A 13952-nucleotide genomic window follows, 5' to 3' on the forward strand; every position below is an offset into this window, starting at 1 on the left:
CGGTCGGCGCGGCCGTCCCGCGCCAAGTCCCTACCCCACCCATGCCCGGAACTGGAAGGAGTGGCCGTGCGCGCCCTGCCCGTCCGTGTGGACGCCGTGCTCGTTCAAGCGGTGATCGCCGCCGCGCTGTCCTTCGCTCACCTGCATGACCTGGCGCTCGCCGCCGGACAGGACGGCTGGAAGGCGTGGGCTTACCCGGTCTCCGTCGACCTGCTGTTGGTGGCGGCCTGGCGGCGCCTGCGCTCCGGTGAGTCGAAAACCGCCGGGTGGTGCTGGTTCCTCGTCGCGCTGACAGCGTCCCTCGGCGCCAACGTCGCCACCGCCGGTCTGCTCGACCTGGAGAACGTACCGGCCTGGCTCCGCATCCTCGTCGCCGGTTGGCCTGCGGTCGCCTTCCTGGGCGGCACGCTGCTCGCTCACGGAGCAACGAATCCCGGCACGGACCCGGTGACGGCACCGGAGCCACCTTCGACGGCACAGGCGCCGGAACCGATCACTGCGGACGTCGAGCAGCCCATGGCTGCGCCCGAACTGCCTGCCACTGCACCGGAGTCGGCGTCACCGCCTCCGCCCTCGGTACCGCCCGCGCTCGTCACCCTCGCCCGCAAGGTCGCCGACGAACACCGCGCCCGGACCGGGACCGACATCGACACCTCGACCCTTCGTGCCCGGCTCGGTGTCCCGATGCCGCTCGCCGAAGCCATCACCACCCAACTCACCTGACCCGGAGGACTTTCCCCCTTGCGCCCGTCCACGCTCCGTGCGCTGAAGCGCGCCGCAGAGCTGACCCGACAGAACCGCCTGACCGAAGCCGTGCTGATCGCCGAACCGGTGATCCTCGCCGCCGACAGCTACGAGGGCGACGAGATCTTGCGCTGGCTGGCCGACCACGTCGCCGACTTCACCGGCGAGACCGACAAGGAGATGCCCTGATGTCCGCCAATCGCCGCTTCCGCCGCGTCGTCCGCATCGGCCCCGTCCAGGTCGGCACCTACTACGACAGCCGGGGCCGCGAGAAGCACACCGCCGCCTGCACGGCTCCGCGCTGCGGCTTCTCCACCGACTACGACAGCCGCGCCGCCGTCGAGCTGGCCGCGCGTACCCACCGCTGCCGCGTCCGCTGAGGAGCTCCCGTGACCGTCTCGCTGCCGCTCGTCTTCGTCCTGGGCGTCATCGCCTGGGCCGCGATCAAGTTCCTCGGCATCCGCCTCTGGGTCGCGGTCGTGATCGCGCTGTTCGGCTTCTGGCTCTCGCACACCATCCTCGCCCCGGCCATCGAGTCCGGCACCCGCTCCGGGGTCGACGTCGTCAACGGCACCCACGAATGACACCCGACTGACAAGGAGTCCCGCGATGTTCCGCCCCAAGCTGCCCGACACCCCGCACGTCCCGAGCATCACCACCCACATCCCGCAGGATCACGCCCCGGCTCCCTCCGCTGGCCGCTCGGTCGCCCCGTTCGTGGGGGTCGGCGCCGGTGCGGTCGCTGCCGTGGTCGTCGTCGGCGTCGTCCTCACCGCGCTCCTGGCGGCGGTCGCCGTCTCGGCCGTGTCCGTGGCCATCGCCGCCGTGGTCCTGCGCTCCCTCATCACCGGCGCCAACAGGCGCTGACCGGCCGCCGGGGCGGCAAACGCCGCCAAGCATCCCGCCGCCCCGGGGCCGTCCCTCCCAACCGCCGAAACAGCCGAAAGGAAGACCCATCATCACCCGGCAGACTCCGCCCCCGCTGGCGGAACTCTCCATGCTGGCCTCCCTCGGCACCCTGCCCGAGCTGGCCCGCCAACTCTCCGGCCTGGGCGGCTGCACGGACCCCGTGCGCCTCGACGGCCACCGCACCGAGTACGCCGTCGACCGGACAACCGGAGAGATCGGGCGCGTCCTCCACCACCTCGACTCGTCCTCCCTGCCCGCCGGAAGCCTCCTCGTCCGCTGCAACAACCGCCGTGCCACCCGCTGCGCGGCCTGCGCGGAGGTCTACCGCCGAGACACCTTCCACCTGATCACCGCCGGACTCCGTGGCGGCAAGGACACCGCCGACCAGGTCGGCACACACCCACGCGTCTTCGCCACCCTCACCGCACCGAGCTTCGGCCCGGTCCACAACCGCCCCTCCAGCGGGCGGCCCTGCCGCTGCGGTACCCGGCACGACGACACAGACCCGGCCCTCGGCACGCCCCTCGATCCGGACACGTACGACTACGAAGCGGCCGTGCTCTGGAACGCCCACGCCGGGGCCCTCTGGCGGCGCTTCTCGATCTACCTGCGCCGTGAGATCGCCAAGCGCGCCGGACTCACCCAACGGGCCTTTCGTGACCACGCACGCGTCTCCTTCGCCAAGGTCGCCGAGTACCAGAAGCGGGGCGCCGTCCACTTCCACGCGGTCATCCGACTCGACGGCCCGGAGGGCGGCGACACGGCACCTCCGGCCTGGGCGTCCGCCGAACTGCTGACCGACGCCATCCATGCCGCAGCCACCGCCACCCATGTCAACGGGCCCAACGTCGACGGCCGCGCCCACACCTTCACCTTCGGCCGCCAACTCGACGTACGCACCATCCGCTCCGCCGACTTCGACGGCGGCCAGGAGCTGACCGAACGGGCCGTAGCCGCGTACATCGCCAAGTACGCCACCAAAGGCGCCGAGACAGCGACCGGCACCCTGGACCGGCCGATCCGCTTCCTCGCCGAACTGGCACAGGCCCGGATCACCGACCACGCCCGCCGCATGATCCGAACGGCCTGGACCCTTGGCGCCCGCAAGGACCTCGAACACCTCCGCTTACGTGCCTGGGCCCACATGCTCGGCTTCCGCGGCCACTTCTCCACCAAGTCCCGCCGCTACTCCACCACCCTCGGCGCCCTCCGCGACGCCCGCGCCGAATGGCGCCGTGCCCAAGCCGCTACGGCCGCTCCCCAGGACGGCGAAACCACGCTCGTCCTCGCCCACTGGGTCTTTGCCGGAACCGGCCTCAGCGCTGGTGAGCAATGGCTGGCCGCATCCCTTGAACCCGCCCCCGGAACGGAAGGAGAGCCCACCACATGAACGACCGCTACCTGTCCGTCGACCAGGTCGCCGAACTGCTCGGCACGACTCCCCGCTTCCCCCGGCGACTCATCGAGGAGCGGCGCATCCGGTACGTGAAGGTCGGCCGGCATGTGCGTATCCCGGAGAGTGCCATCGAGGAGTTCGTTCGGGCCAGGACCGTCGAGCCGATCAAGCCTCGTCGCGCCACTCTTCGGAGGGCTGCCTGATGGCGAACAAGAAGGGGAGGCGTCGCCGCTTCGGTGCGGTGCGGCAGTACAGGTCCGGACGCTGGAGTGCGTCGTACCTCGGGCCCAACGGGGAGCGCATTCGTGCGGACGAGACCTTCGACACCAAGAAGGACGCCGAAATCTGGCTGTCCCAGGTAGAGGCCGACCTCAGCCGCGGGGACTGGCGCGCCCCTGATGCCGGAGCCGTCAACTTCCGCGTGTACGCCGAGAAGTGGGTCGAAGAGCGTGAGCTGTCCGTCCGCACCGACGACCTGTACAAGCACCTCCTGCGCCTGTACATCCTCCCGACCTTCGGCCGGCTCGACCTGGACGAGATCACCGCTCCCCGTGTCCGCGAGTGGCGTGCGGAGCGACTCCGCTCCACCGGGGCCAAGACTGCCGTAGCCAAGGCGTACCGCCTCCTCAAGGCCATCCTGGAGACGGCCGACGACGACGACCTGATCAGCCGCAATCCGTGCCGGATCAAGGGCGCGGGCAAAGAGTCGGCCGCCGAACGGCGTATCGCCACCGTTGCCCAGGTCGATGCTCTCGCCGACGCCATCGGCATCCGCTGGCGCCTCATGGTCTACCTGGGCGCGTACGGTCCGATGCGACCTGAGGAGCTGGCAGGCCTTCGCCGCCGAGACGTCGACCTGGACAACGTCGTCATCCGCGTCCGCGTGGCCGAGCCCGAGCGGACGAACGGCAGGCGCGCCCCCGGCGAGACCAAGTCAGACGCGGGCGTTCGCACGGTCGTCCTCCCGGCCTTCCTCCACAAGGAGGTGAAGCGACACCTTGCTTGGTACGCCGAGAAGGGGCCGGATGGTCTGGTCTTCGTTGGGGAGAAGGGCGCGCCTTTCCGGCGTACCTCCTTCGGTCGGAAGTGGCGCCGCGCTCGCACGGTCGCCGGCCTCCCGGACGGCTTCCGCTTCTACGACCTCCGTCACACCGGGCACACCCTGTCGACCCGCTCAGGCGCCACCCTCAAGGACACGATGGTGCGTGCCGGGCAGTCCTCGGAGAAGGCCGCGCTGATCTACCAGCACTCCGACGAGGAGCGGCAGCGGGAGGTGGCCGCCGGGCTCGACGACCTGGTGCGCGCCGAGCGTGCTAAGTGCCACACGGACGACCCTTCGCACCACTGCGAGGAGGCTGCCGAGAGCTAATGGTGCGGTTATGGTGCGCGACCGGGCCACCGGTCTAGACAACAAAGAACCCCCGGGTCTCTGACCTGGGGGTTTCGCATGGAGCGGGTGACGAGAATCGAACTCGCGCTCTCAGCTTGGGAAGCTGATGTTCTACCATTAAACTACACCCGCGTAAGACGCCGACCGCAGTCGGTGTCGAATGCTCGCTCACTCTACCTCATCTCAGGCCCCCGGCGTTCGTGCCATGGGGCCTGAGGGTGTTTCAGGCGTGGGATGCGGCTGCGGGGGAACGGAGTTGGGGCGTACGGTGGAGGAGCGTGAGAGGGGCCGGGCGGGACCGGAGTGCCGCCTGGAGGGCCGTCCCTTTGATCCCGTACTGTGGCTTTTGTCGTCAGGCAAGCAGCAGCCAGACGCGGCTCTTGGGGAAGGGACTCTTGGACTTGATGGAGCGCACCGTCGTCCGTTGTGCCGATGGGCACGTGTTCAGCACCGCTTCGTTCCCGATGCAGCAGGCCGAGCGGCTCGGCCCTGGGCGGCTGCTTCGGTGTCCGCGATGTGCGCGGCTCCGGAGCGTGGTGCCCGTCAGCTATCAGAAGCAGTAGCAGGACCAGCGGTAACGGACAAAGGGCTGGGCAACCGGCACAAGGCGCGCGGAGACGTCCGGTTGTGGTCGCTCCGCGCGCCTTGCGTATCCTCGGGGCGTGCTTCTCTCTGACAAGGACATCCGGGCCGAGATCGACGCCGGGCGGGTGCGGATCGATCCGTATGACGACGCGATGGTGCAGCCGTCGAGCATCGATGTGCGGCTGGACCGCTACTTCCGGGTGTTCGAGAACCACCGGTACCCCCACATCGACCCCGCCATCGAGCAGGCCGACCTGACCCGGCTCGTGGAGCCGGAGGGCGACGAGCCGTTCATCCTGCACCCCGGCGAGTTCGTGCTCGCCAGCACCTACGAGGTCATCACCCTGCCCGACGACCTCGCCTCCCGGCTGGAGGGCAAGAGCTCGCTCGGGCGGCTGGGCCTCGTGACGCACTCCACCGCCGGCTTCATCGACCCCGGCTTCAGCGGGCACGTCACCCTGGAGCTGTCCAACCTCGCCACCCTGCCCATCAAGCTCTGGCCGGGCATGAAGATCGGGCAGCTGTGCATGTTCCGGCTCACCTCGCCCGCGGACTTCCCCTACGGCAGCGAGCGCTACGGGTCCCGGTACCAGGGGCAGCGCGGTCCGACCGCCTCCCGGTCCTTCCTCAACTTCCACCGGACCCAGGTGTGAGCGACCCGGAGATGAGCGACCCGGACATGAGTGACACGAGCACGGGCGGCGTGCGGGAGAACCTGACCTACGAGAAGTTCGGCGTCGCCGTGCGCGAGCTCGCGCAGGCCATCGCCGACGACGGCTACGAGCCGGACATAGTCCTCAGCATCGCCCGCGGCGGCGTCTTCGTGGCCGGCGGGCTCGCCTACGCCCTCGACTGCAAGAACATCCACCTGGTCAACGTGGAGTTCTACACCGGTGTGGGGACGACCCTCGAGATGCCCGTCATGCTCGCGCCCGTCCCCAACGTGATCGACTTCTCGCGGAAGAAGGTGCTGATCACCGACGACGTCGCCGACACCGGTAAGACGCTCAAGCTGGTGCGTGACTTCTGCCTCGACACTGTCGCCGAGGTGCGCAGCGCCGTCGTCTACGAGAAGTCGCAGTCACTGGTGAAGTGCGAGTACGTCTGGAAGCGGACCGACGACTGGATCAACTTCCCGTGGAGTGTCGAACCGCCCGTGGTCCGGCGGTCCGGCCAGGTGCTCGACGCGTGAGAGGGCCTGAGCGCGCCTGAACGCCTGAGAACGAGAGGGGCTCCCCGCGCCGGGGAGCCCCTCTCGTTCTCAAGGCGTCTACCTCAGACCGTGCCCAGCTTCACGATCGACAGCAGCGCGATCAGCTGGATCGCCGACGCGCCGAGCGCCTTCGGCCAGGGCAGGTCGTGCGAGCGGCCGACCATGAGGGTCAGCAGTGCGCCGCCCGCGATCCAGGTGGCCCAGCCCAGCAGCTGGACGAACATCGCGTCGCCGCCCGCGAACATCGCGAAGACCAGGCGGGGCGCGTCCGTGAGGGACATGATCAGCATGGACAGGCCGACCGTGGGCTGCCAGGCGCCGTCGCCGCCGAGCTGGCGGGCCAGGGTGTGGGTGACGACGCCCAGGACGAAGGCGCTCAGCACCATCGCCACGGCCGTCGTCAGGACGATCGGCACCGCGTTCGACAGTGTGGCGTTTATCGCATCCTCGCGGGCGCCGTCGAAGCCGAAGACGGCGAGCAGGCCGTAGAGGAACGTGACGACGAGGGCCGGGCCCCACATCGAGTAGTCCCGCATCCGGAGGAACGTCTGGTTGGGGGCCAGGACGATCCCCCGCAGCAGGGCCTTCCAGTGCAGGCGCGGGCCGATGGGGCCGGGCGGCGGGGCGGCCGAGCCGGCGCGGTAGGTGTCGCCCTGGGTGTAGGGGTCCTCGCCGACGGAGAAGGCCTGGGTGTGGCCCGGGTTGTTCGCCGCGTACGGGTCGGGCGGGCCCTGCGGGCCGGGCGGGTACGCGCCGTCGCCGAAGTACTCCGGCTCGCCCTGGCCGCCGTAGCCGCCGCCCTGCCCGGCGTGCGGCTGCGGCCACGCCGGGCCGCCGCCGCTGCCGTGCGGCGGCTGCTGCGGGTACGGCTGGGGCGCCGGCGGGTAGCCGTACGACGGCCCCTGCGGCGTCTGCTGCCCGTACGAAGGGTTGTGCGGTCGCGTCTGAGGAGCGCCGTTGTCACGGCCGCGTCCGATCCTGAATCCAGCCACGTCTTCGAACGTACCTGGTCCCGCGCGGTGGCGTGCCGGGCCCGGGGTTCCGGGCCCGGCTTTGCGGCCGAGCTGTGACATCCCTTAAGGGACCGGGACTTGGGGGGCCCGTGGGGTGTCAGGGTTCGGCCGTACGGGTAGCGCCCCGGGCTCAGCCCGGCCCGGCCGGAGCCGGGCCGGTTCCTCCGGGCCGGTCAGTCGGCGAAGCCGCCGCCGACCTCCGGCAGGGCGATCGCGCCGGTCTTGGTCGGGACCGTGCCCGTGCCCGGCATGAGCAGCGCCCCGTTCGCCGCGCCGACGGCCAGGTCGGCCTTGCCGTCGCCGGTCAGGTCGCGCAGGCGGAGGGTGTAGCCGAAGGCGGCGTCGGAGTCGGCGGGGCCGAGCACCGTCTGGGCGATCCACGAGGAGCGCGCGCCGCCGAGGCCGCCGGAGCCGCCGCGGAAGACGTGCACCCCGCCCTGGTCCTGGTCGCCCGCGACGTCCTCGTGCGGGACGCCGACCGCGAGGTCCGCGTAGCCGTCGCCGTTGGTGTCGGCGGCCGAGATCGCGTAGCCGAAGTTGTCCTCGGCCTCCGGGCTGCCGGAGACGCCCGAGGTGGCCTGGGTGAGGGTGACCGACGTGCCCGGGCCCGACGAGGTGCCCCGCCAGATCGTGACCGCGCCCTTGCCGTTGTCCTTGTCGGGCACGCCCAGGGCGATGTCGCCGTAGCCGTTCTTGTCGAAGTCGCCGATCACGGGGCTCGGGTACAGGCCCTCCTGCCGGTCGCTGAGGGTCTTGGACGGGCCCGAGGTGAGGCCGGAGGAGGTGCCCTTGAGGTACCAGGCGCGCTCGCGGATCCGGCTGTCGTCGATCTCCGTGCCGATCACCACCAGGTCGGTCTTGCCGTCCCCGTCGACCTTTCCGGCTCCGAGGGCGGTGGAGTACCAGCCGCCCGAGCTCTTGTCGATCTTGCTGACCCGGCCGGTGGTGCCCGACTTGGTGAAGGGGCCGCGGTACAGCCACGCCTCCTCGCCGCCGATCACGGCCAGGTCGGGGGAGCCGTCGCCGGTGAAGTCGCCGGTCGCCAGGTCGCGGCCGAAGTGGCCGACCGCGCCGCCGACGGGGGCGATGCTGGTGCCGCCCGACAGGCCGGCCTTCGAGCCCCACAGGACGGTGACCGTCCCGCGGTAGTCGTCGCGGCCCACGTGCTCGGTGGGGTTGCCGACGACGAGGTCCGCGTAGCCGTCCTTGTTGAGGTCGGCGCTCGCGAGGGACGCGCCGAACTGGTCGTCCTCCTCGCCGGAGCCGGGGACGTCCGGGCTGTCCTGGTGGAGGAACTTCGGGTGGGCGGTGTCCAGGCCGGAGGCGGTGCCGTACACGACGGTGATCGTGCCGCCCTCGCGGTCGACGTCGTTGTAGCCGCCGTAGGCGAGGTCGCGGCGGCCGTCGCCGTTGAAGTCGTCGTAGTGCTTGGCCGGCGCCGCGGCGGCGGGGCCGGTGAGCAGCACGGGGGTGAGGCCGGTCGCCAGCAGGGCGGCGACCAGGGCGGTCGTGGTGGATCTGCGCATGGGGGTCTCCTGGTTCTCGTCAGCCGGTGAGGCCGGTGCCGAAGGCGCCGTAGGCGCGGGTCTGGCCGAGGCTGCCGGGGCCGAAGGTGCGGGCGCCGTCGGTGACGGGGCCGGCGGCCGAGCCGCGCAGGGCCGTGATCGCGCCGATGCCCTCGTCCTCGAAACCGGCGGTGACGGTGAACTCGGCGTGGCCGTCCTGGGTGACGTCGGCCAGAAGGGCGTCCGAGCCGAAGTAGTCCGTGGCCTCGGCGGTGCCCGGGACGCCCGTGGTGTTCTGGGTGACGCTGCGGGCGCCGGTGCGCGAGAGACCGGTGGCCGAGCCGTTCATGAGGATCGCGGCGCCGGCGTCCTCGGTGGTGCCGAGGTCCTCGAAGGGGACGCCGATGGCGAGGTCGCCGTAGCCGTCGCCGTCGGTGTCACCGATGGACACGGAACCGCCGAAGCCGTCGTTCGCCTCGTCGGCGCCGGGGACGCCCTCGGAGTCCTGGGTGAGCTGGGCCATGGGCGCGTCGCCGTTGACCGGGCCGCCCTCGGAGCCGCGGATGACGACGACCTTGCCGCCGAGGCTGCCGGTGTGGTCGCTCGTCTTGCTGAAGACGTTGCCGAGGGCGATCTCGTCATAGCCGTCGCCGTCGATGTCGCCGAAGGCGAGGGTGGTGCCGCCGTTCAGCGCGCGGGGGGCCGAGGTGTCCGGGCCGGTGGGGGAGCCGAGGTAGGCGACGCCCTTGGACCAGCTGCTCGCCTCCTCCCCGCTGGTGAAGACCCGGTAGGTGAGGACCAGGTCCGACCTGCCGTCGGCGTTCGTGTCACCCGCGCCCAGGGCGTCGACGATCCACGCCGGCTCGGGGGTGGAGATCTTCCGCGTGGCGCCCGTGGTGCCGGTGGTGGTGAAGGGGCCGCGGACGATGTGGACGTCGTCGGTGTCGGTGCCGACGGCCAGGTCCGCCTTGCCGTCGCCGTCGAAGTCGCCCGCGGTCAGCAGGTTGCCCCAGTTGTTGTGGGCGGAGACGGCCGGGTCCTTGACCGTCGTGCCGTTCCGCAGGCCGCTCGCCGAGCCCCACAGGACGGTGACGGTGCCGCCGTCGGTGTCGGTGCCGTCGCGGTCGCCGGGAGCGCCGACCGCGAGGTCGGTGTAGCCGTCGCCGTTGAGGTCGGCCGTGGCGAGCGCGTGGCCGAAGGTGTCATCGGCGCCGGCGGCCCCGGGCACCCCGTCGGTGTTCTGGCTGACGACGGTGTGCTCGGCCGGGTCGAGGCCGGTGGGGCCGCCGTGGACCACGGCGACGTAGCCGGCCGCGCCCTGGCCGTCGACCTTGGCGTACGGGGCGGCGAAGGCGATGTCGCCGTAGCCGTCGCCGTTGAAGTCGGCGGTCGGGCCGGGGGCGGCGGGCGCGGCGGTGGCCGCCGTCGTGGGCAGGGCCGTGAGCAGGCCGGTGGTGATTGCCGTGGCCAGGAGGAGGGTGCGCTTGCGCATCAGGATCCCCGTCGGGTCGTCAAGTAGTCGCCGGTCGTCAACTGTTCGCCGGTTGTGGGGCGTTGAGGACCGGCTCGGAAGAGGTGGTGTGGTCAGGAGTTGAGCGCGGTGCCGTAGCCGGGGGTGCCGGCCGTGGAGATGCCGGTCGTGCCCGGGCCGAAGGAGATCGAGCCGGTGGCCGTCGGGCCGGTCGCCGTGGAGCGCAGGGACCAGACGGCGCCGTCGCCGGCGTTCTCGCCCGGTGCGGAGACGGACAGGTCGGCGCGGCGGTCGCCGGTGTGGTCGTTGAGCGTGACGCGCTCGCCGAACCGGTCGCCGGTCTCCGAGGTGCCGGGGACACCCGTCGTGTTCTGCGTGTACGACGTCGCGCCCTTGGTGGTCAGGCCGGACGCCGAGCCGTACAGCACGGTGACGGCGCCGGCGGAGCCGTTCTCGCCCGCGGTGCCGATCGCCAGGTCGGCGTATCCGTCGCCGTTGACGTCGCCGAGCGAGACGTCGCTGCCGAAGCGGTCGCCCTTCTCCGAGGCTCCGGGCACACCGGCGGTGTCCTGGGTGAGGGCGAGCGGGGCCCGGTCCGGGTCGGGGCCCTCGGGGCCGCCGTAGACGACGGTGACCTTGCCGCCGAGGGCGCCCCCCGGGTCGGCGGACGTCTCCCGGTCGTTGCCCACGGCGATGTCGGCGTGGCCGTCGCCGTCGATGTCGCCGATGGCGGAGACGAACCCGGCGGGCAGCCTCTGAAGCCAGTCGGTGTAGTTGCTGATCTTCATCTCGGCGAGAGCGGTGGTGGCGGTGCCGTCGTGCGCGGCGCGCCCGTGCAGGACCACGCGGGGATGGCCGTCGCCGGTGACGTCGCCGGAGGAGAGGTGGGTGATGCCGTTCGAGGACGACCACCAGTCGTTGCTCGAGCCCGAACCACCGTTGGGCGCACCGGTCTTGGTGATCGGGCCGTTCACGAGGGAGAGGGTGACGGGCCCGGTGGAGCCGACCGCGACGTCCACGTCCCCGTCGGCGTCGAAGTCGCCCGCCGCCAGGGCCTGGCCGTAGCGGTCGTAGTCGGTGCTGAAGAAGCTGAACAGCGAACGGGCGCCGGACAGGCCGGACGCCGAGCCCCAGACGATGGTGACCGTGCCGTCGTTGTTGTCGCTGCCGTCCTCGCCGGGGGTGCCGATGAGCAGGTCGGCGTAGCCGTCGGTGTTCAGGTCGGCGGAGGCGAGGGCGGAACCGAAGGCGTCGTCGGCCTCGGCGGCGCCCGGCATCCCGGCCGTGTTCTGCGTCAGCAGCGTCCGGGTGGAGGTCCTCGGGCCGCTCGTGCTGCCGTAGACGACCGCCACGGCACCCGCCCGCGCCTGCCCGGCGACCGTGGCACCCGGCGCGCCGATCGCGAGGTCGGTGCGGCCGTCGCCGTTGAAGTCGTAGGGGGCGGCGGCCGGCGCGGCGTGCGCGGCCGGGACGGACAGGGAGAGCGCGAGCGGGGTCAGGGCCGCGGCGAGGACGGTGGAAGCGATACGGGTGCGCATGGGGGTACGTGCCTCACGGGAGGGTCGACGGGGCGTCACTGGGCGATGTGGGAACCGAAGTAGAGGCCTGACGTGAGGGCGATGGCGCTGGTGGTGATGCCCTGCGCGCCGCTGGTGGTCAGGCCGGAGGCGGAGCCGCGCAGGAACCACAGGCCGCCCGTGGAGTTCTCGCCGTCGACGCCGACGGACAGGTCCGCCTTGCCGTCCTTCGTCACGTCGGTCAGGTCGACCGCGGAACCGAACTGGTCCCAGGACTCGGCGGAGCCGGGCACCCCGGCGGTGTCCTGGGTGTACGACTTCACGCCACTGGTCTTCAGCCCCGACGCGGAGCCGAACAGCACGGTCACCGAGCCGGCGTTCTTCGCCGAGCCGAGGTCCTCGCCCGGGGCGGCGACCGCGACGTCGGCGTATCCGTCGCCGTTGATGTCGCCGGTGCTCACGGACGTGCCGAAACCGTCGTCCGGTTCGCCCGCGCCCGGCACGCCCTCCGTGTCCTGGTGGACGACGCCCGGCTGCTGCGCCGGGTCGGGGCCGTTCGGGCCGCCGTACCAGACGGTGATCTGGCCGCCCAGGTGGCCGCCGGGCTTGAGCTCGTACGGGTCGCCGGAGTCGCCGAGGACGAGGTCGCCGTAGCCGTCGCCGTTGATGTCGCCGATCGCGCCCTGGGTGCCGTCGGCGTTCGGCAGCTCGGCCATCTTGTGCGTCGTGCCGTTCCAGCGGAAGTAGAGGATCTCGCCGCCCGAGTCGCCGTCGACGGTGAAGGGGTAGACGCGCTCGGCCGCGCCGTCGCCGGTGAGGTCGCCCGCGATCACCTCGTACGTGGTGCCGAGTTCACCGACGCGGGAGTGGGTCAGCGGACCGCCGGTCTTGGTGAAGGGGCCCTGGTAGAGGCGGGTGTGGCTCTGGCCGGTGAGCGTGACGTCGAGGTCGCCGTCGCCGTCGAAGTCGCCGGTCGCGATGCCCTGGGAGAAGCCGCCGTACTCGGCGAGCGTGCTCGGCTGAGGCAGGCCCTTGCCGCCGGCCAGGCCGGACTTGCTGCCCCACAGGACCGTGCCGGAGCCGACGCTGTCCCGGTCGCCGACGCTCTCGCCGGTGGCGCCGACGACCAGGTCGGAGTAGCCGTCCCGGTCCAGGTCGCCGGCGGCCAGGGAGGCACCGAACAGGTCGCCCGACTCGGCGGTGCCGGGCACGCCCGTGGAGTTCTGGGTGATCACGGCTTTGCGGGTGGCCGACACACCGGACGCCGAGCCGTACAGCACGACGACGGCACCGGCGCAGGAGGCCGAGCCGACGGTGGTGCACGCGGCGCCGGTCGCGACGTCCCGGTAGCCGTCGCCGTTGAAGTCCCCGGCGAGACCGGACGGGGCGGCGGTGGCCGGGGTGGCGGAGAGGAGGCCGGTGGTGAGGGCGGCGGCCAGCAGGAGGGTGCGCTTGCGCAAGGCGGGGCTCCGGAGGTCTGCATGCGGGGGATGTCTGGCGGACATCCACAGTCGGTGGAGGGCCGGGCCGTCCGTGTTCGCCGGGAGTTGTCCGGGGGTTCACGGCCGGTCGGCGATCAAGAGACCTGCGGAGGGACGTAAGGGTTGTACGTGAGTTCGGTTAATTTGCGGGTTGCCGCCGGCGGGACGCGGTGGTCGTGCGAGCTCCCGGGGTCCGGACCGGGGATGGCCACGCCGGAGAGGAGACCCCTCCGCCCCTGGGATTCCTGCCACCCGGCCGCGCCTCGCCGGGTCCGGCGGGACGACGCCCCGCCGGACACGGCTGCTCTGTGCCCGGAGAACGCGGCTGCTGTGTGCTCAGAACAGGTGAGGTGCCAGACCGGCGGTCGCGCCTCCGACGACGGGCACGAGCAGAACCGGCCAGCCGCGGGCGCTGCGCAGCGGTGACTCCTCCTGGCGGATGATCAGCGCCAGCGCCATGCCGGCCATGGCCGGCAGCGCGATGCCGAGAACGGCGAGCGCCAGCAGGTTGGGTACGGCGTGGCGGGTGACGGCCCACCCCGCGCCGAGGCTGAGCGCAGCGGCGGTGAGCAGTTCTCCGGTGGGCTGGATGAGGCCCAGGCGTGGACGCTCGGCCCCGGCGACCCTCGCCCCGGTGCGGACGACGGCGAGCATCCAGACGATGCCCGTGACGACCAGCAGGGTCTCGCAGGCGAAGACGATGTTCGCTGCCAGCATGTAGATGCCTC

16 protein-coding genes and 1 tRNA gene are annotated in these 13952 nt (G+C 71.8%); 10 read left to right on the forward strand and 7 right to left on the reverse strand.

The genetic code is table 11. From position 1 onward, the window contains the following. The first annotated feature begins 66 nt into the window (after nt 1-66). From AB0I06_RS05585 to AB0I06_RS05620, 8 genes are all read left to right on the forward strand, one after another. A complete protein-coding gene (locus tag AB0I06_RS05585) occupies nt 67-723 on the forward strand; it encodes a DUF2637 domain-containing protein (protein ID WP_363117430.1) in 657 nt (218 codons plus the stop codon). 18 nt (nt 724-741) lie between these two features. Beyond that, the gene (locus AB0I06_RS05590; protein ID WP_363117431.1) at nt 742-933 is read left to right on the forward strand and encodes a hypothetical protein; all 192 of its coding nucleotides are present in this window, start codon (nt 742-744) and stop codon (nt 931-933) included. Next, a complete protein-coding gene (locus tag AB0I06_RS05595) occupies nt 933-1124 on the forward strand; it encodes a mobile element transfer protein (protein WP_363117432.1) in 192 nt (63 codons plus the stop codon). Before AB0I06_RS05590 ends, AB0I06_RS05595 begins: the two co-directional genes overlap by 1 nt. Nucleotides 1125-1133: 9 nt before the next feature. Continuing rightward, nucleotides 1134-1328: a hypothetical protein gene (locus AB0I06_RS05600; RefSeq protein ID WP_030246370.1), complete on the forward strand. Its 195-nt coding sequence runs from the start codon at nt 1134-1136 to the stop codon at nt 1326-1328. Nucleotides 1329-1353: 25 nt separating this feature from the next. Next, on the forward strand, nt 1354-1611 hold the full coding sequence (locus AB0I06_RS05605) for a SpdD protein (protein WP_345660236.1): 258 nt from the start codon (nt 1354-1356) through the stop codon (nt 1609-1611). A gap of 130 nt (nt 1612-1741) precedes the next feature. Then, a complete protein-coding gene (locus AB0I06_RS05610; RefSeq protein ID WP_363117433.1) occupies nt 1742-3043 on the forward strand; it encodes a replication initiator in 1302 nt (433 codons plus the stop codon). Then, complete coding sequence (locus AB0I06_RS05615) at nt 3040-3252, forward strand: excisionase family DNA-binding protein (protein WP_363117434.1); 213 nt, start codon at nt 3040-3042, stop codon at nt 3250-3252. The genes AB0I06_RS05610 and AB0I06_RS05615 overlap by 4 nt, the downstream gene beginning before the upstream one ends. Beyond that, nucleotides 3252-4418, forward strand: a complete 1167-nt coding sequence (locus AB0I06_RS05620; RefSeq protein WP_363117435.1) for a tyrosine-type recombinase/integrase — start codon at nt 3252-3254, stop codon at nt 4416-4418. Before AB0I06_RS05615 ends, AB0I06_RS05620 begins: the two co-directional genes overlap by 1 nt. 79 nt (nt 4419-4497) lie before the next feature. Here AB0I06_RS05620 and AB0I06_RS05625 read toward each other — a convergent pair. Then, a tRNA-Gly gene (locus tag AB0I06_RS05625) sits at nt 4498-4571 on the reverse strand. Nucleotides 4572-5101: 530 nt separating this feature from the next. Here AB0I06_RS05625 and dcd point away from each other — a divergent pair. Together dcd and AB0I06_RS05635 are read left to right on the forward strand one after the other, a co-directional pair. After that, nucleotides 5102-5677: a dCTP deaminase gene (gene dcd, locus AB0I06_RS05630; protein ID WP_363117436.1), complete on the forward strand. Its 576-nt coding sequence runs from the start codon at nt 5102-5104 to the stop codon at nt 5675-5677. Nucleotides 5678-5703: 26 nt separating this feature from the next. After that, nucleotides 5704-6216 (forward strand): phosphoribosyltransferase, encoded by a 513-nt coding sequence (locus tag AB0I06_RS05635; protein ID WP_363117437.1) that lies wholly within the window; start codon nt 5704-5706, stop codon nt 6214-6216. 83 nt (nt 6217-6299) lie between these two features. Here AB0I06_RS05635 and AB0I06_RS05640 read toward each other — a convergent pair whose 3' ends face one another. The 6 genes from AB0I06_RS05640 to AB0I06_RS05665 all read right to left on the reverse strand — a co-directional run bounded on the left by AB0I06_RS05640 (nt 6300) and on the right by AB0I06_RS05665 (nt 13941). Next, nucleotides 6300-7310, reverse strand: a complete 1011-nt coding sequence (locus tag AB0I06_RS05640; RefSeq protein ID WP_363117438.1) for a Yip1 family protein — start codon at nt 7308-7310, stop codon at nt 6300-6302. A 113-nt stretch (nt 7311-7423) separates the two neighbouring features. After that, a complete protein-coding gene (locus AB0I06_RS05645) occupies nt 7424-8776 on the reverse strand; it encodes an FG-GAP-like repeat-containing protein (protein WP_363117439.1) in 1353 nt (450 codons plus the stop codon). A 19-nt stretch (nt 8777-8795) separates the two neighbouring features. Next, nucleotides 8796-10247, reverse strand: a complete 1452-nt coding sequence (locus AB0I06_RS05650) for an FG-GAP repeat protein (RefSeq protein WP_363117440.1) — start codon at nt 10245-10247, stop codon at nt 8796-8798. Nucleotides 10248-10339: 92 nt separating this feature from the next. Next, nucleotides 10340-11764, reverse strand: coding sequence for a hypothetical protein (locus AB0I06_RS05655; RefSeq protein ID WP_363117441.1), 1425 nt, complete (start codon nt 11762-11764; stop codon nt 10340-10342). Nucleotides 11765-11799: 35 nt separating this feature from the next. Further along, nucleotides 11800-13203 (reverse strand): FG-GAP repeat protein, encoded by a 1404-nt coding sequence (locus tag AB0I06_RS05660; protein ID WP_363117442.1) that lies wholly within the window; start codon nt 13201-13203, stop codon nt 11800-11802. 357 nt (nt 13204-13560) lie between these two features. After that, nucleotides 13561-13941, reverse strand: a complete 381-nt coding sequence (locus AB0I06_RS05665) for a hypothetical protein (RefSeq protein WP_363117443.1) — start codon at nt 13939-13941, stop codon at nt 13561-13563. Nucleotides 13942-13952 lie beyond the last annotated feature (11 nt).

Origin of the sequence: Streptomyces sp. NPDC050674 (assembly GCF_040654575.1) — a bacterium.
Taxonomy (GTDB): Bacteria; Actinomycetota; Actinomycetes; order Streptomycetales; family Streptomycetaceae; genus Streptomyces.

Excerpts from the sequence above, each read along its gene's own strand:
- AB0I06_RS05595 (WP_363117432.1), top strand. The coding sequence starts at position 933 with ATGTCCGCCAATCGCCGCTTCCGCCGCGTCGTCCGCATCGGCCCCGTC.
- AB0I06_RS05605 (WP_345660236.1), top strand. The coding sequence starts at position 1,354 with ATGTTCCGCCCCAAGCTGCCCGACACCCCGCACGTCCCGAGCATCACC.
- AB0I06_RS05610 (WP_363117433.1), top strand. The coding sequence starts at position 1,742 with ATGCTGGCCTCCCTCGGCACCCTGCCCGAGCTGGCCCGCCAACTCTCC.
- AB0I06_RS05615 (WP_363117434.1), top strand. The coding sequence starts at position 3,040 with ATGAACGACCGCTACCTGTCCGTCGACCAGGTCGCCGAACTGCTCGGC.
- AB0I06_RS05620 (WP_363117435.1), top strand. The coding sequence starts at position 3,252 with ATGGCGAACAAGAAGGGGAGGCGTCGCCGCTTCGGTGCGGTGCGGCAG.
- AB0I06_RS05635 (WP_363117437.1), top strand. The coding sequence starts at position 5,704 with ATGAGTGACACGAGCACGGGCGGCGTGCGGGAGAACCTGACCTACGAG.
- AB0I06_RS05640 (WP_363117438.1), bottom strand. The coding sequence starts at position 7,310 with ATGTCACAGCTCGGCCGCAAAGCCGGGCCCGGAACCCCGGGCCCGGCA.
- AB0I06_RS05645 (WP_363117439.1), bottom strand. The coding sequence starts at position 8,776 with ATGCGCAGATCCACCACGACCGCCCTGGTCGCCGCCCTGCTGGCGACC.
- AB0I06_RS05650 (WP_363117440.1), bottom strand. The coding sequence starts at position 10,247 with ATGCGCAAGCGCACCCTCCTCCTGGCCACGGCAATCACCACCGGCCTG.
- AB0I06_RS05655 (WP_363117441.1), bottom strand. The coding sequence starts at position 11,764 with ATGCGCACCCGTATCGCTTCCACCGTCCTCGCCGCGGCCCTGACCCCG.
- AB0I06_RS05665 (WP_363117443.1), bottom strand. The coding sequence starts at position 13,941 with ATGCTGGCAGCGAACATCGTCTTCGCCTGCGAGACCCTGCTGGTCGTC.